This is a genomic window from Arthrobacter sp. NPDC080086 (genome assembly GCF_040702285.1).
In genome coordinates, this window is the sequence record NZ_JBFBKP010000031.1 from 1 (window position 1) to 25,161 (window position 25,161).

Annotated in this window: 29 protein-coding genes, 6 tRNA genes and 1 riboswitch; of the genes, 22 read left to right on the plus strand and 13 right to left on the minus strand. The window is 67.2% G+C overall.

Annotation, left to right across the window (positions count from 1 at the left end; genetic code table 11):
• On the minus strand, positions 1-438 hold a 438-nt coding region (locus AB0305_RS12145; protein ID WP_366173040.1), incomplete at its 3' end, for a SufE family protein.
• 9 nt (positions 439-447) lie between these two features.
• The gene (locus tag AB0305_RS12150) at positions 448-1,365 is read right to left on the minus strand and encodes a sulfurtransferase (RefSeq protein WP_364137690.1); all 918 of its coding nucleotides are present in this window, start codon (positions 1,363-1,365) and stop codon (positions 448-450) included.
• A 213-nt stretch (positions 1,366-1,578) separates the two neighbouring features.
• Between AB0305_RS12150 and zapE the strand changes: the two genes are divergently transcribed.
• Positions 1,579-2,616 (plus strand): cell division protein ZapE, encoded by a 1,038-nt coding sequence (gene zapE / locus AB0305_RS12155; protein ID WP_364137688.1) that lies wholly within the window; start codon positions 1,579-1,581, stop codon positions 2,614-2,616.
• A gap of 160 nt (positions 2,617-2,776) precedes the next feature.
• Here zapE and AB0305_RS12160 read toward each other — a convergent pair whose 3' ends face one another.
• The 6 genes from AB0305_RS12160 to AB0305_RS12185 all read right to left on the minus strand — a co-directional run bounded on the left by AB0305_RS12160 (position 2,777) and on the right by AB0305_RS12185 (position 3,785).
• Positions 2,777-3,049 carry an antitoxin gene (locus tag AB0305_RS12160; protein WP_290258078.1) on the minus strand — a complete coding sequence of 91 codons (273 nt, stop codon included), beginning with the start codon at positions 3,047-3,049 and terminating at the stop codon, positions 2,777-2,779.
• Positions 3,050-3,246: 197 nt separating this feature from the next.
• Positions 3,247-3,318 (minus strand) — tRNA-Val (locus AB0305_RS12165).
• A 34-nt stretch (positions 3,319-3,352) separates the two neighbouring features.
• Positions 3,353-3,425, minus strand: a tRNA-Gly gene (locus AB0305_RS12170).
• A 54-nt stretch (positions 3,426-3,479) separates the two neighbouring features.
• Positions 3,480-3,554, minus strand: a tRNA-Val gene (locus AB0305_RS12175).
• 40 nt (positions 3,555-3,594) lie between these two features.
• A tRNA-Cys gene (locus AB0305_RS12180) sits at positions 3,595-3,665 on the minus strand.
• A 47-nt stretch (positions 3,666-3,712) separates the two neighbouring features.
• Positions 3,713-3,785, minus strand: a tRNA-Gly gene (locus AB0305_RS12185).
• A gap of 442 nt (positions 3,786-4,227) precedes the next feature.
• Between AB0305_RS12185 and AB0305_RS12190 the strand changes: the two genes are divergently transcribed.
• The 3 genes from AB0305_RS12190 to AB0305_RS12200 all read left to right on the plus strand — a co-directional run bounded on the left by AB0305_RS12190 (position 4,228) and on the right by AB0305_RS12200 (position 5,952).
• Positions 4,228-4,302: transfer RNA gene (locus AB0305_RS12190), tRNA-Val, on the plus strand.
• Positions 4,303-4,561: 259 nt separating this feature from the next.
• Positions 4,562-5,407: a cytochrome gene (locus tag AB0305_RS12195; protein WP_364137686.1), complete on the plus strand. Its 846-nt coding sequence runs from the start codon at positions 4,562-4,564 to the stop codon at positions 5,405-5,407.
• Positions 5,408-5,682: 275 nt separating this feature from the next.
• Entirely contained in the window at positions 5,683-5,952 is a 270-nt protein-coding gene (locus AB0305_RS12200) for a hypothetical protein (protein WP_366173044.1), read from the plus strand.
• 164 nt (positions 5,953-6,116) lie between these two features.
• On the opposite strand, the gene AB0305_RS12205 is transcribed toward AB0305_RS12200, so the two are convergent.
• The gene (locus AB0305_RS12205; protein WP_364137682.1) at positions 6,117-7,718 is read right to left on the minus strand and encodes a DUF222 domain-containing protein; all 1,602 of its coding nucleotides are present in this window, start codon (positions 7,716-7,718) and stop codon (positions 6,117-6,119) included.
• Positions 7,719-7,849: 131 nt separating this feature from the next.
• Between AB0305_RS12205 and def the strand changes: the two genes are divergently transcribed.
• From def to hisF, 12 genes are all read left to right on the plus strand, one after another.
• Complete coding sequence (def, locus tag AB0305_RS12210; protein WP_364137680.1) at positions 7,850-8,425, plus strand: peptide deformylase; 576 nt, start codon at positions 7,850-7,852, stop codon at positions 8,423-8,425.
• A complete protein-coding gene (gene fmt, locus AB0305_RS12215) occupies positions 8,422-9,342 on the plus strand; it encodes a methionyl-tRNA formyltransferase (protein WP_364137678.1) in 921 nt (306 codons plus the stop codon). The genes def and fmt overlap by 4 nt, the downstream gene beginning before the upstream one ends.
• Positions 9,339-10,955, plus strand: coding sequence for a transcription antitermination factor NusB (locus AB0305_RS12220; protein ID WP_364137676.1), 1,617 nt, complete (start codon positions 9,339-9,341; stop codon positions 10,953-10,955). Before fmt ends, AB0305_RS12220 begins: the two co-directional genes overlap by 4 nt.
• A gap of 48 nt (positions 10,956-11,003) precedes the next feature.
• Positions 11,004-11,660, plus strand: a complete 657-nt coding sequence (gene rpe, locus AB0305_RS12225) for a ribulose-phosphate 3-epimerase (RefSeq protein WP_364137674.1) — start codon at positions 11,004-11,006, stop codon at positions 11,658-11,660.
• Positions 11,661-11,785: 125 nt separating this feature from the next.
• A riboswitch (FMN riboswitch) is annotated at positions 11,786-11,936 on the plus strand.
• A gap of 155 nt (positions 11,937-12,091) precedes the next feature.
• Positions 12,092-13,234 (plus strand): bifunctional diaminohydroxyphosphoribosylaminopyrimidine deaminase/5-amino-6-(5-phosphoribosylamino)uracil reductase RibD, encoded by a 1,143-nt coding sequence (gene ribD, locus AB0305_RS12230; RefSeq protein ID WP_364137672.1) that lies wholly within the window; start codon positions 12,092-12,094, stop codon positions 13,232-13,234.
• Positions 13,234-13,872, plus strand: coding sequence for a riboflavin synthase (locus AB0305_RS12235; RefSeq protein WP_290258069.1), 639 nt, complete (start codon positions 13,234-13,236; stop codon positions 13,870-13,872). The genes ribD and AB0305_RS12235 overlap by 1 nt, the downstream gene beginning before the upstream one ends.
• Positions 13,869-14,564 carry a 3,4-dihydroxy-2-butanone-4-phosphate synthase gene (gene ribB, locus AB0305_RS12240; RefSeq protein WP_364137670.1) on the plus strand — a complete coding sequence of 232 codons (696 nt, stop codon included), beginning with the start codon at positions 13,869-13,871 and terminating at the stop codon, positions 14,562-14,564. The genes AB0305_RS12235 and ribB overlap by 4 nt, the downstream gene beginning before the upstream one ends.
• Before the next feature lie 22 nt (positions 14,565-14,586).
• Positions 14,587-15,309: a GTP cyclohydrolase II gene (gene ribA, locus AB0305_RS12245; protein ID WP_364137668.1), complete on the plus strand. Its 723-nt coding sequence runs from the start codon at positions 14,587-14,589 to the stop codon at positions 15,307-15,309.
• 55 nt (positions 15,310-15,364) lie between these two features.
• Positions 15,365-15,847, plus strand: a complete 483-nt coding sequence (gene ribH, locus AB0305_RS12250) for a 6,7-dimethyl-8-ribityllumazine synthase (protein ID WP_364137666.1) — start codon at positions 15,365-15,367, stop codon at positions 15,845-15,847.
• Between the two features lie 81 nt (positions 15,848-15,928).
• Positions 15,929-16,192, plus strand: a complete 264-nt coding sequence (locus tag AB0305_RS12255; RefSeq protein WP_290258065.1) for a phosphoribosyl-ATP diphosphatase — start codon at positions 15,929-15,931, stop codon at positions 16,190-16,192.
• A 102-nt stretch (positions 16,193-16,294) separates the two neighbouring features.
• On the plus strand, positions 16,295-17,137 hold the full coding sequence (gene hisG / locus AB0305_RS12260) for an ATP phosphoribosyltransferase (RefSeq protein WP_364137663.1): 843 nt from the start codon (positions 16,295-16,297) through the stop codon (positions 17,135-17,137).
• A gap of 59 nt (positions 17,138-17,196) precedes the next feature.
• A complete protein-coding gene (gene hisF / locus AB0305_RS12265; RefSeq protein ID WP_366173050.1) occupies positions 17,197-17,973 on the plus strand; it encodes an imidazole glycerol phosphate synthase subunit HisF in 777 nt (258 codons plus the stop codon).
• Positions 17,974-18,018: 45 nt separating this feature from the next.
• Here hisF and AB0305_RS12270 read toward each other — a convergent pair whose 3' ends face one another.
• Both AB0305_RS12270 and AB0305_RS12275 read right to left on the minus strand, forming a co-directional pair.
• Positions 18,019-18,537, minus strand: a complete 519-nt coding sequence (locus AB0305_RS12270; protein WP_364137659.1) for a YdeI/OmpD-associated family protein — start codon at positions 18,535-18,537, stop codon at positions 18,019-18,021.
• Positions 18,538-18,774: 237 nt separating this feature from the next.
• Entirely contained in the window at positions 18,775-19,230 is a 456-nt protein-coding gene (locus AB0305_RS12275) for a VOC family protein (protein ID WP_364137657.1), read from the minus strand.
• A 98-nt stretch (positions 19,231-19,328) separates the two neighbouring features.
• On the opposite strand from AB0305_RS12275, the gene AB0305_RS12280 reads away from it, so the two are divergent.
• Positions 19,329-20,324: a WYL domain-containing protein gene (locus AB0305_RS12280; protein ID WP_364137655.1), complete on the plus strand. Its 996-nt coding sequence runs from the start codon at positions 19,329-19,331 to the stop codon at positions 20,322-20,324.
• 404 nt (positions 20,325-20,728) lie between these two features.
• Complete coding sequence (locus AB0305_RS12285) at positions 20,729-21,031, plus strand: putative quinol monooxygenase (RefSeq protein ID WP_364137653.1); 303 nt, start codon at positions 20,729-20,731, stop codon at positions 21,029-21,031.
• Between the two features lie 43 nt (positions 21,032-21,074).
• On the opposite strand, the gene AB0305_RS12290 is transcribed toward AB0305_RS12285, so the two are convergent.
• The gene (locus AB0305_RS12290) at positions 21,075-21,575 is read right to left on the minus strand and encodes a hypothetical protein (RefSeq protein WP_364137651.1); all 501 of its coding nucleotides are present in this window, start codon (positions 21,573-21,575) and stop codon (positions 21,075-21,077) included.
• A gap of 148 nt (positions 21,576-21,723) precedes the next feature.
• Positions 21,724-21,921 (minus strand): hypothetical protein, encoded by a 198-nt coding sequence (locus AB0305_RS12295; RefSeq protein ID WP_366173054.1) that lies wholly within the window; start codon positions 21,919-21,921, stop codon positions 21,724-21,726.
• Positions 21,922-22,020: 99 nt separating this feature from the next.
• Between AB0305_RS12295 and AB0305_RS12300 the strand changes: the two genes are divergently transcribed.
• The 4 genes from AB0305_RS12300 to AB0305_RS12315 all read left to right on the plus strand — a co-directional run bounded on the left by AB0305_RS12300 (position 22,021) and on the right by AB0305_RS12315 (position 25,151).
• Complete coding sequence (locus AB0305_RS12300) at positions 22,021-22,473, plus strand: VOC family protein (protein ID WP_364137649.1); 453 nt, start codon at positions 22,021-22,023, stop codon at positions 22,471-22,473.
• 281 nt (positions 22,474-22,754) lie between these two features.
• Positions 22,755-23,492: a hypothetical protein gene (locus AB0305_RS12305; protein ID WP_364137647.1), complete on the plus strand. Its 738-nt coding sequence runs from the start codon at positions 22,755-22,757 to the stop codon at positions 23,490-23,492.
• Between the two features lie 133 nt (positions 23,493-23,625).
• Positions 23,626-23,808, plus strand: coding sequence for a hypothetical protein (locus AB0305_RS12310; protein WP_364137645.1), 183 nt, complete (start codon positions 23,626-23,628; stop codon positions 23,806-23,808).
• Between the two features lie 425 nt (positions 23,809-24,233).
• On the plus strand, positions 24,234-25,151 hold the full coding sequence (locus AB0305_RS12315) for an NmrA family NAD(P)-binding protein (protein WP_364137958.1): 918 nt from the start codon (positions 24,234-24,236) through the stop codon (positions 25,149-25,151).
• Positions 25,152-25,161: the final 10 nt, after the last annotated feature.

Consider the following 25,161-nt stretch of genomic DNA (forward strand, 5'->3'; position numbering starts at 1 on the left):
GACCTTGCGCTTGATCCGCCCGAGCATCGCGGTCATGCCGCGCATCCGCAGCGGGGTGATGGCGCGGGTCAGGCCCAGCAGCTCGGGCATGTCGTCCGGCACCGCCAGGATCTCCGCGGGGCTGAGCCCGTCGAGTCCCTCGTGCAGGACACCGGCGAACCCGCGGGTGGTCGGAGCCTCCGGCGGGGCCTTGAAGAACAGCCGGACGCTCTGGGCCCCGGACTGATCCGCGGCGGGCTCGGTTTCGATCGTAAGAAACAGCGGCGACTGGCACTCGACCACCTGCTCCAGCAGCTCCGGGTGGTCCAGGAGCCGGGCCGGCGGGTCGGGCAGTTCGCGGGAGAACTCCAGCAGCAGCTGCAGGCGCTCGGATTCCTCGAGTGCCTGGAAGTCGTCAACGATCTCCGCCAGGGCGGTGGGCAGGGCAGTGGAAGTCACGATTCCAGCTTACTTTCCCGCGGGGACGGTGCCGCGCTCGGCGCCCCTGGCGATCGGGACGCGGACGGCGTTGCCCCACTCGGTCCAGGAGCCGTCGTAGTTGCGGACGTTCTCGAAGCCCAGCAGGTACTTCAGGGCAAACCAGGTGTGGCTGGAACGCTCGCCGATCCGGCAGTAGGCCACGACGTCGTCGCCAGGGGTCAGCCCGGCCTCGCCCAGGTATAGCGCCTCAAGCTCGGAGCGGTCGCGGTAGGTGCCGTCCTCAGCGGCCGCGCGGGCCCACGGGATGGAGGCGGCGGTGGGGATGTGGCCGCCGCGGAGGGCGCCCTCCTCGGGGTAGGCCGGCATGTGGGTGCGCTGGCCGGTGTATTCCTCGGGGGAGCGGACGTCGATCAGGGGCTTGCCCAGGTGGGCCAGTACGTCGTCCTTGAAGGCGCGGATCGGTGCGTCGTTGCGCTCGACCACGGGGTACTCGGCCGGTGCGACGGCGGTCTTGTCCGTGGTGAGCGGCCGGCCCTCGGCGATCCACTTGTCGCGGCCGCCGTCGAGCAGCCGGACGTCCTCGTGGCCGAACAGGGTGAAGACCCAGAGCGCGTAGGCGGCCCACCAGTTGGACTTGTCGCCGTAGATGACCACGGTGCTGTCGCGGGAGATGCCCTTGGCGGAGGCCAGAGCGGCGAAGGCTTCCCCGTCGACGTAGTCGCGGGTGACCTCATCGTTCAGGTCCGTATGCCAGTCGATCTTCACGGCGCCCGGGATGTGGCCGGTCTCGTAGAGCAGCACGTCCTCGTCGGATTCGACCACCACCAGCTGGCCGTTCCCGACTGCCCCGTCCTCCAGCGCGGCGGCGAGCCACTCGGTGGAGACCAACCGCTCGGGGTGGGCGTAGCCGGCAAATTTCTCGTTCTGCTCAACGGGGTAGGGCATCAAGAGCGCCTTTCACTGGAAGTCGGGGGTGCCCGGCGGACGCGTGTCGCGGCCCCGGGCCTATGACAACACTAACCACGGGCGCGCGGGATTGTTCCTTCGGGGTTCTCAGGGGGAAATATGGTCTTCGTCACGGCCGCGGCCGCCGCCGGTAGCCACTGCGGCTTTGCCGGTAGTCTTTCTGGGGACACGAGACCAGCAGAACGGACCACCTTGGTACAGATCGAACAGCTCGCCGCCAGAACCCCGGCGGTTTCCGTGGATGAACTCCTCAAGGGTTTTTATCCGTCGCCGCGCTTTGGTGAGGTCTCTTTCGCCAGCTACCGCCCCGATCCGGCCCAGCCCAGCCAGGCTCACGCCGTCCGGGCGCTGGAAACCTTCGCGGCCGGCGTCGGCGCCGGAAGCGGCGATGGCCTGTTCAAGCGGCTCTTCGGCAAGAAGGAAACGTCCCGCGCGGGCATCTACCTCGACGGCGGTTTCGGCGTCGGCAAGACCCACCTGCTGGCCTCTCTCTGGCACGCGGCGCCCGGGCCCAAGGCGTTCGGCACCTTCGTGGAGTACACCAACTTGGTCGGCGCGCTGTCCTTCCGGAAGACCGTGGAGGCACTGAGCAGCTACAAGCTGGTCTGCATCGACGAGTTCGAGCTCGACGATCCGGGGGACACCGTGCTGATTTCCCGGCTGATGCGCGAGCTCGCCGACGCCGGCGTCAAGCTCGCCGCGACCTCCAACACACTGCCCGGTTCCCTGGGCGACGGCCGCTTTGCCGCCGTCGACTTTCAGCGCGAGATCCAGGTGCTGGCGGACCAGTTCGACGTCGTCCGGATCGACGGCGAGGACTTCCGCCACCGCGGTCTGCCGAAGGCTCCGTCGCCGCTGCGCAACGACGAACTCACCCACCACATGCAGCGGGAATTCGACGGCAAGACCGTGGCCAAGGACGAATTCAGTACCTTGATCAACCACCTGGCCGGCGTGCACCCCAGCCGCTACCGGCAGCTGATCGACGGGATCGACGGCGTGGTGTGGCGGAACGTGGAGACCATCACCGAGCAGGCCGTGGCGCTGCGCTTCGTGGTGCTCGCCGACCGGCTGTACGACAAGGACGTCCCGATCCTGGCCAGCGGTGTGCCCTTCGACCGGCTCTTCACCGAAGAGATGATGACCGGCGGCTACATGAAGAAGTACTTCCGGGCGGTCTCGCGCCTGACCGCCCTGGCCCGCGAGGGCCAGAACCACGAACCGTCGTAGGACTCACGGCGGCGGTGGTCCCGCCGTCCGCCCCGGCGCCGCCGGCTGCCCGCGGCAGCCGCGCCGCGTCGGCGTCTCGGCGTCTCGGTGTCACTGATTAAACGACGAAGGTGCCGGCGCCGCCTCACGGCGGGACCGGCACCTCGCTGACGTACCTGGGCTAAAGGCCCTGCTGCCGGGGTTCCCCGGCTACTGGCGGGACCCCCGCGACGTGGGGTTCGCTGGCGGGACCCGTTTCGGGCCGTCCGTTGGCGTTGTCCACGTAATCGGAGGCGCTCCGCTGAACGGTGTCGACGCGGTCGGCGTACTTTCCGCCGGTCTTGGAATCGACGAAGTCACCGGCCTTCTCGATGCCGTCCTTGATAGCCGTTTCGTTGCCATCAATCAGCTTCTGAGCCTTGCCCTTTAGATCGTCAAGTAAACCCACGGGCACCTCCTTTCAGTCGCGGAGCCAGATCGCTCCTAGCGCTTTCGATCCTAGCCCCGGCCCGGAGGCATGCCAAGGGAACTGACGGTTTGTACGCCCAGAGGAGAAAGCCATGATGGAAGGGGCATCACGACGGCGGCCGGTCGTGGTGCCGGGAGGCGAGGAAACGAAAAAAGCAGCTCCCGGGGGAGCTGCTCTGAGAGTGGGCGATACTGGGATCGAACCAGTGACCTCTTCCGTGTCAGGGAAGCGCGCTACCGCTGCGCCAATCGCCCGCAACCGGAAGAATCCGGAGTGGATGGTAAAGAGAGCGGACGACGAGATTCGAACTCGCGACATCCACCTTGGCAAGGTGGTGCTCTACCAGCTGAGCTACGTCCGCATTTAGTCCGTCCGGCAATGCCGGCGGTACTGGATCAAGCAAGTTTCCTTGCTTTGGTGGGCGATACTGGGATCGAACCAGTGACCTCTTCCGTGTCAGGGAAGCGCGCTACCGCTGCGCCAATCGCCCTTATGCATCCGGCCGGAACCGGAAACCAGGGTTTTCACCGAGGTGGGTACGGGATTCGAACCCGTGTATACGGCTTTGCAGGCCGCTGCCTCGCCTCTCGGCCAACCCACCGTGTAGACAGAATCCGTGAAGATCCTTATCCGTGACAGTGTCCTGCGAGCGGACGACGAGATTCGAACTCGCGACATCCACCTTGGCAAGGTGGTGCTCTACCAGCTGAGCTACGTCCGCAGTGTTGATTGTTGATTTCCCGCCGCACTCGGCAGTTCCTCGCGTTCCAACGAGTAAGAACTCTATAGGAGGTTCAGGCAATCTACAAATCGAGGGCGCTCCGCCGGCTGCCAACCCCCGCGGATCCCTGTAACCACGCGGATTTTGCTAATTACAGGGCTGTAATTCGGGGCCGTTTCCGGCATCGTCGCGAGGGGCGGAGGCGACAGCTTGGCTGGGGACACGACCGGCCCGGCGCCGCTCCGGCGTCACGAATCGCTGGTCCGGCCATCCGAATCCTGGCTTTGTACGGCCGAAGGCTCTGCGGAGGATCCGACGTCGTCATCACGATTCGCGGACACCCCCGATATGGGCCCGGCCCGGGACCCGTCAGGCCGCCCCGCCCCAGTTGAAGGCCGATTTTAGATTTCCGCCGGGGTGGGCTAGCATTCAAGGGCACCCGGGGCGATTGGCGCAGTGGTAGCGCGCTTCGTTCACACCGAAGAGGTCACTGGTTCGAACCCAGTATCGCCCACCAACAGATGGTCCGTTCCGCTCTTAGAGCGGGGCGGACCATTGTTTTTTTGCGGTGAGGCGTCGTTATCGGCTGGGCCGGTCGGGCCGAGGACTGGACGGTCTCGGACAACTCGACGGACACCGACCGCGGGCAGCGCCTCCCGGCGATGTATTTGGCCACCGGCTACCGGCTACGCACACGCGGCGCCCGCAACCGCCGTCGTCGTTGATCGCCTCCACAGTTTCATATCGCGTCAGACCCCTGTGAAAGAGTTTTTGCCATGACAGCCCCACTCCTCGCCCACCCCACCGAGTATGGACGGATGTACGCCCGTTCCACCTCGGCCCAGTTCACGGTTCCCTCGATCACCACAGTGATCGGCCAGCAGCCGCACGGACTGGATGGCTGGTTCGGCTACATGGGCGCCAACAGCCTGGCCGCAGATCCATCGCTGCCGGAGATCCTGGGCAGCCCGGCAAAGGTCCGCCAGGCCGTCAGCCGGGCGGCGAAGGCAGCGGAAACCTATCGGGACGACGCGGCCAAGCGCGGCGACCGGGTACACAACTACTGCGAACAGGTTGCGTTGCGTGCCTTGGGCCGGCCGCACCAGATGAAGGAAACCCGCGAGGCACTGGCGGCTAACGGCGAGGAAGCCTTCGCGGCCCGCTTCGACGAGTGGTGGGAGCTGTTCCAGGTCGAACCGATCGCACCGGAGATCACCGTCTGGAACCAGACCGTGGGCTACGCGGGAACCCTCGACCTGGTAGCGAAGATCAACGGCCGCACCTGCCTGATCGACTACAAGACCAAGGGCACCACGCGGGACGGCATGGTAAAGCCGCTGGACGCCAAGGTGGTGATGCAGCTGGTGGCCGGTATGAAGGCCGAGGAGAGCCTGGTTGACCCGGTGGCCGGGGAGTGGGAGCCATGGCAGCACGGTGATTCGCCCATCCTGCTGGCCGTGGCCATCGGCGAGACCGAGGTCCGTCCGGAACGCGCCAACCCCAACGTGCTGAAGCATCACTGGTGGAAGTTCTGCGCGCTGCGACGGGTCTGGGAGATGTCGGCCGACACCGTGGCGGCGGGTCCCGCGCTGCTGCCGATCGCCCCGCCGATGGCACGCTAAACCTTCGCCTTAGCGCGTCTTTCGGGCCGAAACGCCCTTCCGCGAAGCGGTGCCGGCAGGCACGCTAGGGCATGACAGTTCGGCGTAGCTCTCGTTATCACTGCATGGTCGGTGCCCTCACGATGGCACTGCTAAGCGGTTGCGCGGCTCCCGGCGGGCCGGGAGAGGGGACGGCATCCGCAGCACCTACCGTGGATTCGGGATCCCCGACCGCTCAGGCTCCTGGACCAGCGACCACGCCGGCATCCCGGTCGGGCGCCCCAGCCACTACGGCCGTGCCGGCGTCTGAGACTCCTGAGGCCGTGCCGTTCAACCTCTTCACGCATTGCGGTATCCGCGAGGCATTGGTGGACGGGACGTACTTCCTCGCCGACAAGATCCTCTACGACGGCAATGGCAACCCACCCGCCGGCTGGGACAACCCCTACCAGGCCGGCACGATGACGGTCAGTGGCTCCACAGCGGTCTTCCGGGACGCCGCGGGACACACAGTGACTTTCCATTCGCGGCCGGGAGCCACCGGTTTCCTGAACATGTGTTCGTGAGAGCAATCCGGGCAGGCCCAGTCACGACGGCGGCGCCAGCCACTAAACGGCGGGAGGTAGCAGCCGGCCCCGCGGCGCCGGCCGGATGACCGCGGGACGTTGCGGCGGGTCCCGCGGCAATGGGACGAGGGAACCGGCCCCCGGTAGCGGGACGCAAGAACCGGCTAGGCAGCAACAGGACGGAAGAATCCGTTGCGGCACGGTCTTCGGCCGGGGTCCACGTGCGGTGGCGGGATGAACCATGGCACCCCCAGGCGGACTTGGATCTCCCACTGTTCCTTGTGGACGACGTGATGGTGGTGCGAGCACAGCAGCGCTCCGTTGTCAGTGCTCGTCGCGCCGCCCCTGGACCAATAGTCGATATGGTGCGCCTCGCACCACGGCGCCGGAATGGAGCAGCCGGGAAAGGCACATCCTTGGTCCCGAGCGACCAGTGCTTTCCGGATATGCGGCGGGAACACCCGTGACGCCCGGCCGATGTCCAAAATGCGGCCCTCACCGCCGAGAACCAAGGGAATGATGTCCGCGTCGCACGCAATCTTCCGCACCGTCGAGGCGGTGACCGGGCCCGAGAAGAGCATGGTCCCCGTGCCCTCGCTTGATTCGATCCGTTCCAATAGGTCCCGGTAGTCGATAGTCACCATCACCTGCGGCCTGAGCCCTCCGGCGGCCGGTAGCCCATCTGAGCCGGAGGCAACCTTGCAGCCACCGACAAGTCCATCGAGCCGCTTCTGGGCAAGGGAGCGCAGGTCGAGTCCCACCCCGCCGTCCACATCCGGGGGTGAACCAGAGACGCCGCCCTCGGTGCCCAGCCCTCCGCAGTTGGCGCCATCGCGGCCCTCTGCAGGGGTTACGGACCCGCCGTCGTCGTTCCCGATCCGCGGGTTCGTTGCCGTGTTCATGACGGTGATCAGGTGCTCGAACTGTTCGTCCGTGGCGAAAATCTCGAGGTGCTGCAGTCCGTGCCGCCGCCTCCGGATGAAAGCGCCCTGCAGCTGCCGGAGTAGCTCCTCCGACGGTTCGCTCCCGTCCGGGTCCACAGCGTTCAACCACCGCTGCGCGATCCGGACCAGGAAATCGGGGTCCTGTTCGACGGCCGTGCGGGTGAGGGCGTGTTCCATGCGCCGGAGCGTTTCCGTGTCGCAGACGGGTTTGGCCTTTGCCAGGGCCGCCACGGTGACGCCGGCCGACCGCGCAGAGACGTCGCCCGCTGCCACCGCGGCTCCGAGTTCCTCGTGGACCAGCGGCAGGAGTTTCCCGGTGAGGTCCTGCCGCGGCAACACCCCCTCGGCCAGCCGCAGCCTGCTCCGTGCCTCGGCGAGAGGGATATGCAGCCTGGCTCGGAGGAATTCCGCGCTATTCCGATAGCCATCGTCCGAGGCAGCGAACGGGGTGACGGCGGACTCATCGGTATCCGCCAATCGCGCGGGTACCGCTGTCGCTGCCGCCTCCGCGATTGCCGGTCGGGTCGGCTTGGCAGACTCCTGCCAGCCGGTGGTCCACCCGGGAGCGGCCTGAGCCTCCGGTGCGGCAAGCTTCCTGGTCCGGTCCACCGCCGCTGCGGCCACGAGTTGCCAATATTCGGTGAGCCGGGACAGCTCTTCAGCAGCGTCCGCCAGGTCAGCGGCCGCGTGGACATCGAGCAGGTAGGCGTCCCGCACCGCCTCCGGACCGGCCTCCCGCATCAAGGACAGGGCCGCATAAACTCCGGCGACCGACGTCGGTCCGGAATCGAGATCCGCGATGAAACCCCCGATGGCTTCCATGAACCAAGTCTCCTGCGGGGGTCTGACATTTTTAGCGGGGCGATGCACAAGGCAGGGAAAATCCCCGCCACGGAATCTGGCACTAAACTGGATGGAATCCCTGACCGCCCAGCTCGAAGGACAGATCACCCATGGCCATTTTGAACATCCGCATCATCGGGGACCCTGTGCTGCGCACAGTTGCCGATCCCGTGACGGAGTTCGGGCCCGAGCTGGAGAAGCTGGTGGCGGACATGCTCGAAACCATGGAAGACGTCGAAGGCGCCGGCCTGGCCGCCCCGCAGGTGGGCATCAGCCGGCGCGTCTTCACATACCGGATCCGCGGCGTCGAGGGTCACATCATCAACCCCGTCCTGGACAACAGCGAGGACTTCCAGCCCGACGAGGTGGAGGGCTGCCTCTCCATCCCCGGCCTGGGCTTCCCCGTCCGCCGCTTCCGCCACACGCGGGTGACCGGCGTCGACGTGCACGGCAACCCGGTGGAGCTCGAGGGCGAGGGCATGATGGCCCGCGTCTTCCAGCACGAGACGGACCACCTGGACGGGATCCTCTTCACGGACCGTCTCGAGGGTGAGGACCGGAAGGCCGCCCTGCGCGCCATCCGCAACGCCAACTATGACTCCATCACCGAACAGACGACGTCGAAGCGCGCCAAGACCGTCGGCTCCAGCTTCGGCGCCGGCGCATCCTTCGGTTCCGCCCAGTGAGGGTCCTCTTCGCTGGCACCCCCGCCGTCGCCGTCCCCTCACTTGACGCCTTGGTCGGCGCAGGGTTCGACGTCGTCGCCGTCCTGACGCGCCCCGACGCGCCGCTGGGCCGCAAGCGCGTCCTGACCCCGTCGCCGGTGGCGGCGCGGGCGGCCGAGCTCGGGATTGAGGTCATCCATGCAGCCAAGGTCGACGCCGATGTGACGGCCCGGATTGCCGCCGCCGCCCCGGACGTCGCCGCCATTGTTGCCTACGGCGGCCTGATTCCTCGGGCCGCGCTCGACGTCCCAGCCCACGGCTGGATCAACCTGCACTTCTCGCTGCTGCCGGCCTGGCGTGGCGCCGCCCCGGTCCAGCGCGCCCTGATCGACGGCGACGACGTGACCGGCGCCGTAACCTTCCGGCTCGAGGAAGGCCTGGACACCGGCCCCGTCTACGGCACCCTCACCGAGTCGGTCGGACCCGAGGACACCGCGGGGGAACTCCTGGAACGCCTCTCCCACAGCGGCGCCGTGTTGCTGGCCCAGACGCTCTCCGCGGTCGACGCCGGCAAGGCCGCCGCGGTCCCGCAGCAGGGGGATGTCACCCTTGCCCCGAAGCTCACCCTCGAGGACGGCCGCCTGGAGTGGCAGCTTCCGGCGCTGGCAATCAGCCGCCGCTCCCGCGGCGTGACGCCCGAACCGGGGGCCTGGACCACGCTGGACGGCCAGCGGATCAAACTTGAACCCGTCCGCCTGCGGCCCCAGGCAGCGGCGCTCCCGCCGGGACACGTGGCGTTGGATGGCAAGGCCGTCCTGGTGGGAACCGGCTCACACCCCGTGGAACTGACCCGGGTACAGCCCGCAGGCAAGAAAATGATGGCCGCCGCCGACTGGGCGCGCGGGCAGGCAACACTGGAAAGCGTGGTCTTCGAATGAGCGAGTCCGGATCGAACGGAAACGGCCGCGGCCGCAGCGGAGGCGGCGCGGGCAACCAGCGCGGCCAAGGCAACTCCGGCAGCCAGCGCGGAAAGGGCGGCGCCGGGGCCGACAGCTCCCGCGCCGGCGTGCGCCGCGACGCGCAGGGCCGCGAACGCAACCGGGGACCCAAGCGCAACTTCACCGAGAACGCCCCGGCCCAGCGCACCCGTCGCGCCGACCCGGCCCGGCTGGTGGCCTTCGAGGTGCTCCGCGCCGTCGCCGCCGAGGACGCCTATGCCAACCTGGTGCTCCCGGCGCGGATCCGCCACCACGGCCTGGACAAGCGCGACGCCGGCTTCGCCACGGAACTCAGCTACGGCGCCCTCCGCGGCCAGGGCACCTATGACGCCATCCTGGCCCGCTGCGTGGACCGGCCGCTGGACCAGCTGGATCCGGCGATCCTCGATGCCCTGCGGATCGGCGCGCACCAGCTGCTGGCCATGCGCGTTCCCGCCCATGCCGCGCTGGACGAGACTGTCGGCCTGGCCCGAGCCGTCATCGGCGCCGGCCCCTCCGGCCTGATCAACGCCGTGCTGCGCAAGGTCTCCGCCCACACGCTCGACGAATGGCTCGAGCTCCTGCTCGCTGGCGAAACGGATGAGACCAAGGGCGCCGCCATCCGCTACGCCCACCCTGAGTGGATCGTCCGGGCCTTCCGCCAGTCGCTGGTGGCCCACGGCCGCCCGGTCTCCGAGATCACCAGCCTGCTCGAGGCGGACAACGCCGCCCCGGTGGTCAACCTGGTGGCCCTGCCCGGCCTCGGAAGCCTCGACGAGGCACTCGAAAACGGCGCCACCCCCGGCGAGCTGGTGGAGGGCTCGGCGCTCTCCAGCGGCGGCGACCTGGGCCGGCTCGCCTCCGTCCGGGACGGCAGCACCCGCGTCCAGGACGTCGGCTCCCAGCTCGTGGCCCGTGCCCTCGCCGCGGTGGACCTCGCAGCCGAAGGCCACGGAGAAGCCAAGAACGACGACGGCGAACGCTGGCTTGACCTCTGTGCCGGCCCCGGCGGCAAGGCGGCCCTCCTCGGAGCCCTCGCCCGGCAGCACGGCGCCACGCTGCTGGCCAACGAACCCGCCCCGCACCGCGCCAAGCTGGTCAGTCAGGCCCTCAGCGCCGTTCCGCGCGAGACCTGGCAGGTCCGCACCGGCGACGGCCGCGAGGTGGGCACCGAGATGACCGGCCAGTTCGACCGCGTCCTCGTCGACGTGCCCTGCACCGGGCTCGGGGCCCTGCGCCGCCGCCCGGAATCACGCTGGCGCCGCACGCCCAAAGACCTCGCCGACCTCGGTCCGCTGCAGCGGGAGCTGCTCAAATCCGCACTCGACGCGGTCAAGCCCGGCGGCGTCGTCGCCTACGTGACCTGCTCGCCGCACCCGGCCGAGACCACCGCCGTCGTCAGCGACGCCCTGCGCAAGCGCGAGGACCTGGAGCTGCTCGACGCCGGCGCCGCCCTGGACGCCGTGAGCCTCACCGGTCACCTGGACGCCGGCCACGAGTCGACCGCCCAGCTCTGGCCACACCTGCACCGGACGGATGCGATGTTCCTGGCGCTCATCCACAAAAAGGCCTGATCCAGCGGTCATACTGGCACCACACCGGCACCACAGCAAAGGACTTCCATGTCGCACACCTGCATCAACCCCAGCATCCTCTCGGCCGACTTCGCGAACCTGCAGACCGAGCTGGCGAAGATCCGGACCGCGGATGCGGTGCATGTGGACGTGATGGACAACCACTTCGTGCCCAATCTCTCCCTGGGCCTTCCGGTGGTGCAGCGGCTGCAGGAGATCAGCCCGATCCCGCTCGACGCCCACCTGATGATCGAGCATGCGGACCGCTGGGCACCGGCCTATGCCGACGCCGGCGTCGCCTCCGTGACCTTCCACGCCGAGGCGTCCATCGCTCCGGTGAAGCTGGCGCGCGAATTGCGGGCCAGGGGAGCAAAGGCCGGGCTGGCGCTGCGCCCGGGCAGCGGCGTCGAGCCGTTCTTCGACATGCTCGGCGAACTGGACATGATCCTGATCATGACGGTGGAGCCCGGCTTCGGCGGCCAGGAGTTCCTGGAACTGACCCTCCCCAAGATCCGCCGGGCCCGCGCGGCCATCGACGCGTCCGGCCTGGACGTGCTGCTGCAGGTCGACGGCGGCATCACCGAGGACACCATCTGGCGGGCTGCCGAGGCGGGGGCGGATGTCTTCGTCGCCGGTTCCGCGGTCTATGGGGCCGACGATCCGGCTGAGGCGATCGAGCGGCTCCGCGAGGCCGGAAAGCGCTAACACCGGACCGAGCGTCTGGACGACGCTGCGGCTTCTGGACGACCCCGCGCCTGTTTCGTCCGGTGACGGCCGCGGGCCCGGAATACCCGGCCGCCAGGCGCGGTTGTGTCAGAATAGCTACACACATACGTGCTCCGGGGTCGGTGTAAGTCCGAACCGGCGGTGATAGTCCGCGACCCGCGAGCCGGCGCCTTCCCACAGGAGGGCAACGGCGGACGGTTGAACCGGTGGAATTCCGGTACCGACAGTTAAAGTCTGGATGAGAGAAGCACGTACAGCTGTTACTGCGGCGCCCTTTCGCGCCGCGGCACTGTGCTGTCGTATACCCCCGGAGCCATCGCGGTTCAGAGGAAAGGTATAGACAGACACATGAACCCCCTGCGATGGCTCTTCAACCGCACCGCGGTCCTCCGGGACCGGGCGGGCGGCCGATGAGCGTTCACCACACCACACCTGACTTCAGCGCAGCCGAATCGGCGGCCATGGACGCCGCCCTCGCCGCGGCCGCCCTCGGTCCCCGCGGCGCAAATCCGCTGGTGGGAGCCGTCATCATCGCCCCCGACGGGTCCCCGCTGATCACCGGCTACCACCGCGGCGCCGGCACCCCGCACGCCGAGGCCGACGCGATCGAGCAGGCGAAGCTGGCCGGGTTCGACCTCACGGGAACCACCATGGTGGTTACCCTCGAGCCCTGCAACCACGTGGGCCGCACCGGCCCCTGCGCCCGGGCCATCATCGACGCCGGCATCGCCAACGTCGTCTACGCCGTGGACGACCCGCATGATCCCGCCGCCGGGGGAGCGGCCACGCTGCGCGCCGCCGGCGTCACCGTCCGTTCCGGCCTTGCCGAAAAGACGTCACTGGAGCTCAACCGGCGGTGGTTCGACGCCGTCGCCGCCCAACGGCCGTTCGTCACCCTGCACATCGCCCAGACCCTCGACAGCAGGATCGCCGCCGCGGACGGCACCAGCCAGTGGATCTCAAGCCCCGAGTCGCTTGAAGATAACCACGCCCTGCGCGGCCGGATCGATGCGATCCTGGTGGGCACGCAGACCGTCCTGGTGGACAACCCGCGGCTGACGGCCCGCACCCCCGACGGCCGGAACGCGGACAAGCAGCCGCTACGCGCCGTGATGGGTCTGCGGGGCATCCCGGAGGACGCCGCCGTGCACGGCGACGACGGCAAGGTGCTGCACCTGCCCACCCGCGAGCCGGCCGAGGCGCTGGACCAACTGTTCGACGCCGGCGTCCGGCACCTGATGGTCGAGGGCGGCTCCAGGATTCTCAGCGCGTTCCTGTCCGCCAGCCTGGTGGACGAGCTGATCCTCTATCTCGCGCCCACCCTGCTGGGCTCCGGCACGGCCGCCCTCGAGGACCTCGGCATCGGCACCCTTGCCGACGCCCAGCACTGGGACTGGGACGAGGCCACCGGCGGCTCCGTGCAGCGGCTCGGCCGCGACCTGCGGCTGCACCTGCGGCCCCGCTCCGCCCACCCGGGCGCCGAGACAGCCACCCCTTCTTCATCTGAGACCACCCCGCGCCACGCCGCGGTCACCGCCCCAGGAGGCAACTGATGTTCACCGGAATTATCGCCGAACAAGGAAAAGTACTCTCGGTCGCCCGCGACGGGGACACCAGCGCCACCCTCCGGCTGCACGCACCCACCAGCACCGAGGGCCTGGCCCACGGCGGCTCCATCGCCGTCAACGGCGTCTGCCTGACCGCCACGGACATCGACGGGACCGACTTCAGCGTCGATGTCATGGGCGAGACCCTGGTCCGGAGCACCATTGGCAGCCTTGCCGCGGGGGACCGGGTCAACCTGGAACGTTGCCTCCCGGCGGGCGGCCGGCTGGACGGGCACGTCGTGCAGGGCCACGTCGACGGCGTCGGACAGCTCCTGGAGCGCGAGGCGCTGGGCAACTGGGACCGGCTGCGCTTCGGTGTGCCCGCGCCGCTGGCCCGCTACATCGCCGAGAAGGGCTCCATCGCCGTCGACGGCGTCTCCCTCACCGTCACCGCGGTCAGCCCCGCCCCGGCGTCCGAGCCATGGTTCGAGGTGGGCCTGATCCCCACCACGCTGGCCGAAACCGGGCTCGGTGCCAAGGAGATCGGCGCGCCTGTGAACTTGGAGGTGGACGTGCTGGCCAAGTACACCGAACGGCTCCTGGCCTTCGCCCCCGCCCGCACCGCCGGAGAGGACGCATCATGAGCACGCTGCAGAACCGCCAAGAGGACGCCGTCCGCGCCGCCGGCGCGGGCGCCCCGGTGCTGGACCCCATCGAGGACGCCGTCCGCGCCATGGCGGAGGGCCGGCCGGTGCTGGTGGTCGACAACGAGGACCGCGAAAACGAGGGCGACATCATCTTCGCCGCCGCGCACGCCACCCCGGCGCTGATGGGCTGGACCATCCGGCACAGCTCCGGCGTGATCTGCGTGCCGCTGGAGGACGACCGCGCCGACGCCCTGGCACTGCCCCCGATGGTCACCATCAACGAGGATGCCAAGGGCACCGCCTACACCGTCTCCTGCGACGCCGCGATCGGCGTCAGCACCGGAATTTCCGCCACGGATCGGGCCCTCACGGCCCGGATTCTGGCCGATCCCACCAGCGAACCCAGGTCCTTGACCCGGCCCGGGCATGTTTTCCCGCTCCGCGCCGTTAAGGGGGGTGTGCGGGAGAGGCCCGGCCATACCGAAGCAGCCGTCGAGCTGTGCCGGTTGGCCGGCGTCGAACCCGTCGGTGTGATCGCAGAAGTAGTGCACGACGACGGAGAGATGATGCGGCTGGACGGACTTCGGAGCTTCGCGCTGGAGCACGGCTGCCCGCTGATCTCGATCGCCGACCTGGTGGCGTACCTTGAGGCCGGGAACACCGGTAGCCACGCGGCGGCCTCCGCCTAGGACCTTGGACAGAGGAGAAACAATGACGACTTCCCCAGCGCAGCCGGCCACCCCGGCGCAGCAGCCGCATCCGGTCAGCGGCGGCCCGATCGTGCAGCTTCCCACCGCCTTCGGCGAATTCGTGGCCCAGGCCTGGACGGACCTGGAAACCGGTGCCGAGCACCTGGCGGTCAGCTCGCCGCTGCCCGCCACCGATGGCAAGGCGCCGCTGGTCCGGCTGCACTCGGAGTGCCTCACCGGCGACGTGTTCGGCTCCTACCGTTGCGACTGCGGCGAGCAGCTGGCCTACGCCCTGGAACTGATCCACGAGCACGGCGGAACCCTGCTCTACCTGCGCGGCCAGGAAGGCCGCGGCATCGGCCTCGCGAACAAGATCCGGGCCTACGCGCTGCAGGAAGCCGGCTTCGACACGGTCGAGGCCAACGAGCAGCTGGGCCTGCCGGTGGACGCCCGCTCCTACCAGGCCGCGGCCCAGATCCTGGCGGAGATGGGCCTGAACGAGGTCCGGCTCCTCAGCAACAACCCGGACAAGCAGGACCGGCTGGCCCAGGCCGGCGTGCACGTGGTCGAAATGGTCCCCACCGAGGTGCCCTCCCGCGAGCAGAACCTCCGCTACCTGCAGACCAAGAAGGACCGGATGGACCACCGCCTGGTCCTCGACATGCAGCCGGCCGCGCTGGACCCGGGAGCCGGTGCCGGAGCCGGTGCCGGCGCCGGCGTCGAATCCGGCGTCCAGGCCGGCTAGGCCGCACCTCCTCCCACCCACTTTCTCCCCACAGAACCAACAGCAAGGACACCCTATGAGCGGCCACGGCGCCCCCACGATCGACCTGACCACCCAGTCCGCGGAAACCGGCAGCCTCAAGGTGGCCATCGTTGCCGCCAGCTGGCACACCGCCATCATGGACGGCCTGCTCGACGGTGCCCTCCGCGCGGCCAAGGAGGCCGGCATTGACGATCCCACCGTCCTGCGCGTGCCGGGCACCTTCGAACTGCCCGTCGCCGCCGCCCGGCTGGCGCCGCACTTCGACGCCGTCGTCGCCCTCGGCGTCGTCATCCGCGGCGGCACCCCGCACTTCGAATACGTCTGCGAGGCGGCCACCATGGGCCTGACCGAGGTCAGCGTCCGCACCGGCACGCCGGTGGGCTTCGGCGTCCTGACCTGCGACACGGAGCAGCAGGGTATCGACCGGGCGGGCCTGCCCGGCTCGAACGAGGACAAGGGACACGAGGCGTTCACCGCCGCCGTCGCCTCCGCCGTCACGCTCAAGCAGTACCGCTAGGCTGTGGAATCCCTCACATCAGGGGAGTCATCAGGAGACCCGGCAGGCGGGGCTATGCCCCGAGCAAGTAGGCTGGAGGGTGTGAAGAATTTCGAGTCGCTGTTCGCAGAACTGAGTGAGAAGGCCGCCAGCCGTCCGGCAGGCTCCCGCACCGTCGCCGAACTTGAGTCCGGCGTCCATGGCATCGGCAAGAAGGTCGTGGAGGAAGCCGCCGAAGTGTGGATGGCTGCCGAGTACGAATCCGACGAGGCCGCAGCCGAGGAAATCTCCCAGCTGCTGTACCACCTGCAGGTCCTGATGCTCGCCAAGGGACTGACCCTGGAAGACGTCTACAAGCATCTCTAGCCACGCGGTTCCGCGTCCCCGGCCCACGCCGGCGGACGCGGAGTAGCCCGTGGCCCGCAGTGCCTGTTACCCCATGACGATCCACCCAGAAAGAAACCTCCCATGCTGAGAGTTGCCGTCCCGAACAAGGGATCCCTGTCCGAAGCCGCCTCGGCCATGCTCGCCGAGGCCGGTTACCGCCAGCGCCGCGACAGCCGCGAACTGGTCATGGTCGACCCGGACAACGACATCGAATTCTTCTTCCTCCGCCCGCGCGACATCGCCGTCTACGTCGGGCAGGGAACGCTCGACGTCGGCATCACCGGCCGCGACCTGCTGCTGGACGCCGAGGTCGACGCCGAGGAGCTGCTGCCGCTCGGCTTCGCCGCCTCCACGTTCCGCTTTGCCGGCCCGGTGGGTGACTTCAGCTCCATCGACCAGCTCGAGGGCAAGCGCCTGGCCACCAGCTACGACGGGCTGCTCCGCGGCTACCTGGCCGGGCGCGGCATCAACGCCAAGGTGGTCCGCCTGGACGGTGCGGTTGAATCCTCGGTCCGCCTGGGTGTGGCCGACGCAATCGCCGACGTGGTCGAGACCGGGACCACGCTCAAGGCCGCCGGCATGGAGATCTTCGGCGAACCGATCCTGAAGTCCGAGTCGGTGCTGATCGGCCGCAAGGGCGAGCAGAACCCCGCCGTCGAGATCCTCATCCGCCGTCTCCAGGGCGTGCTGGTGGCCCGCCAGTATGTGCTGATGGACTACGACATCCGCAACGAGCTCGTGGAGCAGGCCGCCGCGCTGACCCCGGGCCTGGAGTCGCCCACGGTGTCTCCGCTGCGCGACTCCGACTGGGTTGCCGTGCGCTCGATGGTGCCGAAGAAGGACACCAACCGGATCATGGACGAGCTCTACGACCTGGGCGCGCGCGCCATTCTGGTCAGCAGCATCCACGCCTGCCGGATCTAAGTCAGCCGGTCTTAGGTCAGCCAGGGCCCCCGAACAGCACGTCAACAGCAGGAGCAGTCATGTCAGTAGCCGTCCGCGTCATCCCGTGCCTGGACGTCGACGCCGGCCGCGTGGTCAAGGGCATCAACTTCGAGGGCCTGCGCGACGCCGGTGACCCGGTGGAACTGGCCCACCGTTACGACAACGGCGGCGCGGACGAGCTGACCTTCCTCGACGTCACGGCCTCCTCGGGCAACCGTGAGACCACGTTCGACGTCGTCCGGCGCACCGCAGAGGAAGTCTTTATCCCGCTCACCGTGGGCGGCGGAGTCCGCGGGGTGGCCGAGGTGGACAAGCTGTTGCGCTATGGTGCAGACAAGGCGGCGATCAACACCGCCGCCGTGGCCCGGCCGGACGTGATCGACGAGATCACCCGGCACTTCGGTTCGCAGGTGCTGGTGCTCTCCGTGGATGCCCGCCGCACCCGGCCCGGGTCCAAGCCCACGCCCTCCGGCTTCGAGGTCACCACCCACGGCGGCCGTCAGGGCACCGGCATCGACGCGCTCGAGTGGGCGCGGGAGGCCGCGGACAGGGGAGTGGGGGAGATCCTACTCAACTCCATCGACGCCGACGGCACCAAGGACGGCTTCGACCTGGAACTGATCCGGCTGGCCCGAGCCGCCGTCAAGGTCCCGCAGATCGCCTCCGGCGGCGCCGGCCGGCCCGAGCACTTCCCGCCGGCAGTGGCCGCCGGGGCCGACGCCGTCCTGGCCGCCTCCGTCTTCCACTTCGGCCCGCTAAACATGATCGCCCAGGTCAAAACCGCGATCCGCGACGCGGGGTTCGAAGTCCGATAGATCGGGCTGGGCTTTACCGAACCTTTTGTGGTGAGGATGGCGTGTTTAGGTCACCTGCGCTGGCGTCGCGAGTTTTGCGAGGTGCCTGGCGATGCGGTTCGCACGCAGACCTCTTGTCCGGGCGGTGGTTACATCGAGCAGTATCCGATAGCGGGCGCCGCTCGTGAGGGCATTGAAGGCAGCCTCTGCATCGGGCGCTGTGCGGAGAGCGCAGCGCAAGTCGTCGTGTACCTCTATTGACGCGGGCCCAGCATAGGCCCGGTCCCAGCGCCCGTCTGTCTGGGCGAGAGCTACTTCGGCGTGACCGCGTTCGCGCATGCGGCCCGCAGCGGTAAGTGCACCGACAATTTCAATGTTGCGTTCTGACCACATGGATCGTGCCCGGCGCGGAGTGAAGTGCTGGCTGTACGTTCGGGCATCGATCTTATTCTTGCGTCCATCGATCCACCCGCTGCACAGCGCTTCCTCAAGTGCTTGGGTGTACGTGAGTGTTGTTGGGGTACTGGTGTCCTTCTTGGCGAGGGTCAACCACACACCGTCGCTAGTGTGCTCGTTCTCGTTCAACCACTCCCTCCATGCACTGGCGTCTGCCACGGTCAAATGGGAGTGGATCATGGCTTCCCTGGCTCACAGCGGGTCGTGTCGTTGCCGCCCACCAGGGCACCGGCGTTGGCCGGGTGCGCGGACCAAGTGAAGTCAGAGCGGGCAGGGAACATGATTCTCTTTTCATGGAGGGTGGTGCGCAGCTGCGGAGGCCGTGGCGGGAGTCGACTGGACCCCGCGCCACGGCGTTTGGAGCAATTAGGCGGTAGTGACGCTGAAGCTCCAGGTAACACCGAACTGATCGGTAAGCATCCCGAAACCAGCGCTCCACTTCGAAGCGGCAAGCGGTTCGATGATGGTGGCATCAACGGCCAGCGCGTCCCAAAAACCCTGAAGCTCTTGGAGGACGTCGGATTCGATGGCGACGAAAAAGGCCTGGTCGGTGACAGTGGTGTTGTTCTCACGGCGGGTGGAGCCGCCTCCGACAATCGTGTTTCCGCTTTGGCCGGGAATGTCGTATCCCATCACGCGGAAACCGTTTTCCGCTCCGACGAGGCCAAAGACGATCTTGTCGGCCCCGGGTAGTTCAGTTGGCATGCCGAAGTCAGCGTAGGTGTTCAGCACGGTGTGTCCGCCGAATACGGACTGGTAGAACTCCAGTGCTTGGCGTGCGTCGCCTCGGAAGTTGAGGTGTGTGGTTGTTTGAATGGTCATTGGGCTCCTCGGTGAATTCGGCCTACCGGCTCGATGGAACCAGCATTACAGGTGTTTAGGTCAGGTTGTGTCCTAGACCTCCGATTATGCTGGAGTGCATGACAACGACTTCACGGCTGCTGAATCTGCTGTCTCTATTGCAGACCCGGCAGGACTGGCCAGGGTCACTCCTTGCCACCCGGCTGAAGATCAGTGACCGTACCGTCCGCCGAGACATCGACCGGTTGCGTGAGATGGGCTACAGCATCCAGGCCACCATGGGTCCGGACGGCGGGTACCGTCTCGACAACGCCGGCAGAGAGCTGCCACCGCTGCTCTTCGACGATGATCAAGCCCTCGCCGTGGCCATTGCCCTGCAGGCAGCCCCCGCCCTCGGCGCGGGAATTGAAGAAGCCGCAATCCGCGCCCTTGGCACTGTCCGCCAAGTCATGCCCTCAAGGCTCCGGCGCCGACTCGATGCGCTCACAGTCACGCCCGTCGGGCGCCCCGGCGACGCCGCGCCGAGAAACGTCTCCTTGAATACCCTTGTCACTGTGGCTAACGCCATCCGTGACCGGGAATCCCTTCGCTTCGACTACGCCGCAGACGAAGACACCTCCGAGACTGGAAATCAGGCGCCAACGCCCCGCCGCTCGGAACCCCATCACCTGGTGAGCTCTCACGGGCGGTGGTACCTGGTGGGCTGGGATCTGGACCGAAGCGACTGGCGCCTCTACAGAATCGATCGGCTCCACCCCCGTGAACCCCGTGGCGCCCGCTTCACCCCTCGCACGGTACCTGGCGGCGACGTCAAGGACTTTGTCTCCGCCCGCTTCAAAGGGTCCCATCTCAATCAGTGGCAATGCCGCGGCACAGTCATTCTTCACCTCCCCGCGCAGAAAGTCCTTCCCTTCGCCAACGACGGAACAGTTACCGCCATCGATGCCCGAACCTGCAGCCTCGAAGCAGGAGCCTGGTCCTGGGAAGCGCTGGCCGCCTCATTTGGAAAATTTGAAGCGCACATGGAAGTCGTAGGTCCCCCCGAACTCACCTCAGCCTTCACCAGCCTCGCCCAGCGATACTCCACCATTGGCAGAGTCAGCGAGCCGGACTAAGAGCGGGTGGAGACGAAGTCGATAGTCCGGCGCCGGATTCCCTTTAGGGCATCTCCGCCCGGCAGATTGCGGGCGGCCTGCACGGGACATCCTGAACGAGTATTCCGCAGTGTCGTACGTCAAACCTCGGTTGTCGCAGTGGGGGACCGGCATACGGGCGCGGTCAGGTCATTCCTTATCGCAGCGGGTTACTTCTCCTTATGACCGCATATGCGTCATCAAATGCAGCCGGCAAAGGTCGAGCGATAAACTTAAGAACCATATGTTTTCCCCAATTCGAAGACCTCAAACTACACGGCGCCCCGGCCCGCATCGTCTGGATCAATGAAGCGGGGTCCGCAGGCCGTGCTGATGCTCCGAAGACATGCGCCGTGAATCGTGCACTGTCCTACTACTGTGGGGCCATGACATTTGCGAATGTGGGAACGCTTGGCACAGTCTCTGGTAAGCGCAACGAACTGGTGCGTCATTTGACGCGGCGCAGCGAGACCCTTCGGCAGGTCGGCTGCCTTGCCTACGAGGTGGGAGTCAACGAGGATGACCCGGACACCGTGTTTGTCGTGGAGCTGTGGGAAAACGAGGAGGCGCATCGGTCGTCCCTCACATTGCCGGAGGTTCAGGCGTCTATCGCCCTCGCACGCCCGCTACTGTCCGGCGCATTTGGAGGGTTCCGATTCGAGGTTGTCGGGTCACCGCTCCGTGACTGAGCCACGACAGCAGCGTCGGCGCCAACAACGGCTCTTGCCGCTGCTAGGCAGAAGCGGCGGCCCCGACGCCATCGTTGGGTCCATGCTCGATGAGCGGGCCCAAGACGTCTCCGATCCGGGTACCCTTCTCGGTTGTTGCGCCCATGACCATCACTCCAAACTCGAAGCCCGAGTACCGCCTCCGCTTAAATGGGCCGGCCTTCGGCTCAGCATGCCCGCCGGGCCCGACCGCCGATATGAAGACGTCACGGGCCTCGTCACCACTGGCGACGAAGGTCACCCGACGGTGGAATGTCTCCGAGTCGAAACGGGCGCGTAGCTCGATGACAAACTCGCCACCCACCTTCACATCAGGATGCAGGATGCGCAGTTCGCCCAAGACGACTTCTCCTGAAGGCTCCAGGGTCCCGTCAGCCTGGCGGACCAAAATCGTGGCGCTACCTTCCCGGACCCTGCCATCTTTCGCCCAGGAGACGTCGTCGCGCGGATAACACCCCACAGTCACTTCGTCCGCTTTCACAACATGCGCCCTTTCCTGGTCCATTGGGCACAACCTTACGGTGAGGCGAATGGGATTCCGCCGGCATGTGGCTGGCGCCTTCACCAAAATCGCATAAACAGTCAGTGCGCCGTAACGCCGTTGGATTAGGGCGGCGGATACTTCCGCGGTTACGACCCGCTGCGGCCCGGGATTATCGGCGGTGGCCCGTATTATCCAGGCCGACAAAATGTGAATTGCCCAGGGTCTGGCCGCGGTGAAAGTCGCGAAGCGCCCGTTCCGAATCCGGGCCCGATACCGCTGGCGGCCGTAGCGACTTTCTTGAGACATCGCGCCAAATAGATGCAACGATAATGACCAGAGCGGCAATGCCTAAAAGAATCCATTCCATGACTTCCCCCTAGGTCATCAGTCTAGCCCGGGGCCTGCGGGCCGCCTTGAATCAGGGCTTTCCCACATGCGCAGCACGTCGGTGGGTAGCATGCGGAGGATGACGATCAAACTGGAGAACGTTGGGATTGCCGTCCGCGACATCGAGGCGGCGATCGCCTTCTTTGTTGACTTGGGCCTCGAACTTGTCGGCCGGGACACCATTGCGGGGGAGTGGGCGGACACCGCCGTCGGCCTCGACGGTAACCACGCCAAAATCGCCGTCCTGACGACGCCGGACGGGCACGGGCAGATCGAGCTCTTCGAATACCTCCACCCCGACGCCATCGAGACAGGCCCCACCCTGCCCAACGAGATTGGCATGCACCGCGTTGCGTTCTCCGTGGACGACATCGACGCGGCGCTGGACATAGCGTCCCGGCACGGCTGCTATCCGCTTCGCGGGGTGGCAACGTACCGGGACATCTACAAGCTCACGTACCTCCGCGGTCCGAGCGGCATTTTGGTCATGGTGGCCGAGGACCTGACGAAGAACAGAGGGCCGGCTGAGTAGCGTCCCTACTTGCGTCGGGCGGCCAAAAAAACAAGTAGTGCACTCTCTGTTGCCTCGCCGTCGCTTTGGATAGTTTGGGCGCCATCGCGCCAGCGAGCGGCGCGCGAGGGGGACGCGCTGCACCTGCCGTTGAGTCTGCGGGGCCCGGACCCGCGTGCTGCTTACCTGCGTTGAGCTAGACGCCGCACGGTCCGGCTCCTATCGGGGCACCGCATCCGGGTGGTGCCGGAGCGCGCCCCCCGGATCGGGAGGCGGACCGGTGATCCGAGAAGGGACGCCTCATGCAGCGAACATCCACCACGGCGGCGATCATCACGGCCGCCTTGCTTTCCCTCACCGGCTGCGGAACGGGGTCCGGCACCGGAGGAGGTACCGCGACGGCGGAGGCTACGCCGGCGGCGGCCCAGCCATCCTCGTCCACACCGACCCCCGTGAAGACCTTCAGCAACGCAGACCTCAGCGGCTTGCTCTCCACGCTCAGGGATGACCAGGGCCAGCCCCTGACCGTCGTTCCGGCCGCGCAGATCGATCAAGGCATTCTCAGGGCCAAAGAGCTGCTCAAGACCGCAGTGGTGAGCCCCGAAACCTGCAAACCTCTCGTCGACAGCAACGCCAATGTCCCGGACGGCAGTACCTACGCCGGAGGCACGTCCATCTCCGCGGCCGACAAAACGACGATCGCGGTGACGGTCATCGCACTGAAGGACACCAAAACCATGACCCAACAGCTTGCTGCCTCACAGGCTGCGGCCGCTCCGTGCAAGTCGTTCACCATCGAGGTGGGCGGCCAGAAAATAACCACTGAGACCACGCCCGTTGACGCCAAGTCCGACGGCGACGCGTCCTTTGCGGCGCTCACCACCCAGCACCTTGCCACCGGACAAGCCCAGACCGCACTGACCGTCACCGGCGTCAAGGGCAATCTCGCCATCACTGCGGTGAAGGCGGGGCCGGCGGTGACTCAAACGGCGTCGGCCGAGCTCATCAAGCTGATCAACACGGTCCTCGCCCACGACTGACGCGATGGTTGGTTCAGGGTCCCGCAGCGGACCCTGGACCAACGGCCGGCCTACGGGCCACCATGTTGGGTCTCGCGGCGCTGCTCGATCTCTGTGGCTATCCATCCGCTACACCGGGGCGGAGAATGACAGGATGAACACCATCGAGTGGTGGCCAAATTTGGACGCCGATGCACGGGCGTGGCTGATCGAACACAACGGCGAGGCTATCGCCGCTGATGTCGTGATCAAGATCGCGGCCGCCGGCGGCGACGTTGCATCGAACGCCTGGTGGATCGGGGAACAAAATCCCGAAGGAATTTATCTTTCCGACTAAGCCGTCGATTGGATCGAGGGAACCGCCAACGGCGAATGAACCGGAGCGTGCCAGAGGGAAGATTCACTGGCCCCGAAAGTCGTGATGGACCAGGCGGGTCGGTGATGACTGGAGGGCAGCACAGAGGGGAACCGCCCGGCCTCCGCGCGTAGGATCGGGTGATGAGCTGCCAGAAGGAATCCCCAGCCACGCAGGTCAAGAGAACCGGAATCATGCGGTGAATCCAGTGGATAGCCTGCTTTGATGTACTCGCAGGGCGGTCTTGGGGCCAGTCGGGGCCAGCTTTCCCGCCCTCCGTGGCCCAGCTCGCGGTCTATCCGGTGGGACAAGCGATTCCCTTGGGCGTGACGCCCGGCCTGTTGATACCTCAGGGCATGTTTTTACGCATTGAACGCCCCGCCAAACGAACAGAGAAGAGCAACCTCATGACCACTGTCCTCGTTGCCGGAGCCACCGGTGATCTCGGCCATCGGATCGTCCGCGAGCTGCTCGCCGCCGACGCCGAAGTCCTTGTTCGTGTTTTGACCCGCCCAGGCGGCGGCGCCGCTCAGGCGCAATACGGCGGGTGTGACCGCGTTGAGGTTCGCGCGGCGGCCTATACGGACCACACCGGCCTCGTCGACGCCCTCCGCGGCGCCGACGTCGTCGTGTCTGCCGTCAGCGGCGCGCGCTCCGTCATCGTCGACGCCCAGGAGGCGCTGCTGGCTGCGGCCGTTGAGGCCGGTGTGGCACGCTTCATCCCGTCCGACTACTCGGCTGATTACCGCCGGGTAACCCCTGGCAGCAACCGCAACTTCGAGCTGCGCCGGGAGTTCGCCGCCGCCGTCGATGCCACTCCGCTCCGGGCCACGTCCGTGCTCAACGGGGCCTTCGCGGACATGCTGACCGGGCAGGCTCCAATGATCCTGTTCAGGAGGCACAAGGTCCTCTACTGGTCCTCGCCCGACCAGCTGCTCGACTTCACAACCAAAGACGACGTCGCCCGCACCGTCGCTCGCGTGGCACTGGACGACGCCGCGCCACGCGTCGTCGAGGTGGCCGGGAGCCGGGTGACAGCCCGGGATATCGCGCGGATTATGACAGAGCTCACCGGCGCCGCGTTCAGCACCCAGTGGGCGGGCACCACGGGATTGCTGTCCGGCATGGCCCGGATCGGACGTCGCATATCAAGGGACGAGGACGCGACGTTCCCTGCCTGGCAGGGTATGCAATATTTCGTCAGTATGTTCAGTGGCGAGGGCCAGCTGCATCACGTGAACAACGACCGCTACGGGCCGCAGGCGTGGACCAGCATCCGTGACGTCCTTGAGGCGCACGTGAAGGACGGTGCGACCAGGGGCTGACGACGGCGAC

Excerpts from the sequence above, each read along its gene's own strand:
- rpe (WP_364137674.1), top strand. The coding sequence starts at position 11,004 with ATGTCGCACACCTGCATCAACCCCAGCATCCTCTCGGCCGACTTCGCG.
- def (WP_364137680.1), top strand. The coding sequence starts at position 7,850 with ATGGCCATTTTGAACATCCGCATCATCGGGGACCCTGTGCTGCGCACA.
- AB0305_RS12275 (WP_364137657.1), bottom strand. The coding sequence starts at position 19,230 with ATGACCATTCAAACAACCACACACCTCAACTTCCGAGGCGACGCACGC.
- ribA (WP_364137668.1), top strand. The coding sequence starts at position 14,587 with ATGACGACTTCCCCAGCGCAGCCGGCCACCCCGGCGCAGCAGCCGCAT.
- hisF (WP_366173050.1), top strand. The coding sequence starts at position 17,197 with ATGTCAGTAGCCGTCCGCGTCATCCCGTGCCTGGACGTCGACGCCGGC.
- AB0305_RS12220 (WP_364137676.1), top strand. The coding sequence starts at position 9,339 with ATGAGCGAGTCCGGATCGAACGGAAACGGCCGCGGCCGCAGCGGAGGC.
- AB0305_RS12290 (WP_364137651.1), bottom strand. The coding sequence starts at position 21,575 with ATGGACCAGGAAAGGGCGCATGTTGTGAAAGCGGACGAAGTGACTGTG.
- AB0305_RS12280 (WP_364137655.1), top strand. The coding sequence starts at position 19,329 with ATGACAACGACTTCACGGCTGCTGAATCTGCTGTCTCTATTGCAGACC.
- hisG (WP_364137663.1), top strand. The coding sequence starts at position 16,295 with ATGCTGAGAGTTGCCGTCCCGAACAAGGGATCCCTGTCCGAAGCCGCC.
- AB0305_RS12305 (WP_364137647.1), top strand. The coding sequence starts at position 22,755 with ATGCAGCGAACATCCACCACGGCGGCGATCATCACGGCCGCCTTGCTT.
- AB0305_RS12150 (WP_364137690.1), bottom strand. The coding sequence starts at position 1,365 with ATGCCCTACCCCGTTGAGCAGAACGAGAAATTTGCCGGCTACGCCCAC.
- AB0305_RS12285 (WP_364137653.1), top strand. The coding sequence starts at position 20,729 with ATGACATTTGCGAATGTGGGAACGCTTGGCACAGTCTCTGGTAAGCGC.
- AB0305_RS12315 (WP_364137958.1), top strand. The coding sequence starts at position 24,234 with ATGACCACTGTCCTCGTTGCCGGAGCCACCGGTGATCTCGGCCATCGG.
- AB0305_RS12300 (WP_364137649.1), top strand. The coding sequence starts at position 22,021 with ATGACGATCAAACTGGAGAACGTTGGGATTGCCGTCCGCGACATCGAG.
- AB0305_RS12310 (WP_364137645.1), top strand. The coding sequence starts at position 23,626 with ATGAACACCATCGAGTGGTGGCCAAATTTGGACGCCGATGCACGGGCG.
- ribH (WP_364137666.1), top strand. The coding sequence starts at position 15,365 with ATGAGCGGCCACGGCGCCCCCACGATCGACCTGACCACCCAGTCCGCG.
- AB0305_RS12205 (WP_364137682.1), bottom strand. The coding sequence starts at position 7,718 with ATGGAAGCCATCGGGGGTTTCATCGCGGATCTCGATTCCGGACCGACG.
- ribB (WP_364137670.1), top strand. The coding sequence starts at position 13,869 with ATGAGCACGCTGCAGAACCGCCAAGAGGACGCCGTCCGCGCCGCCGGC.
- AB0305_RS12295 (WP_366173054.1), bottom strand. The coding sequence starts at position 21,921 with ATGGAATGGATTCTTTTAGGCATTGCCGCTCTGGTCATTATCGTTGCA.
- AB0305_RS12195 (WP_364137686.1), top strand. The coding sequence starts at position 4,562 with ATGACAGCCCCACTCCTCGCCCACCCCACCGAGTATGGACGGATGTAC.
- AB0305_RS12235 (WP_290258069.1), top strand. The coding sequence starts at position 13,234 with ATGTTCACCGGAATTATCGCCGAACAAGGAAAAGTACTCTCGGTCGCC.
- ribD (WP_364137672.1), top strand. The coding sequence starts at position 12,092 with ATGAGCGTTCACCACACCACACCTGACTTCAGCGCAGCCGAATCGGCG.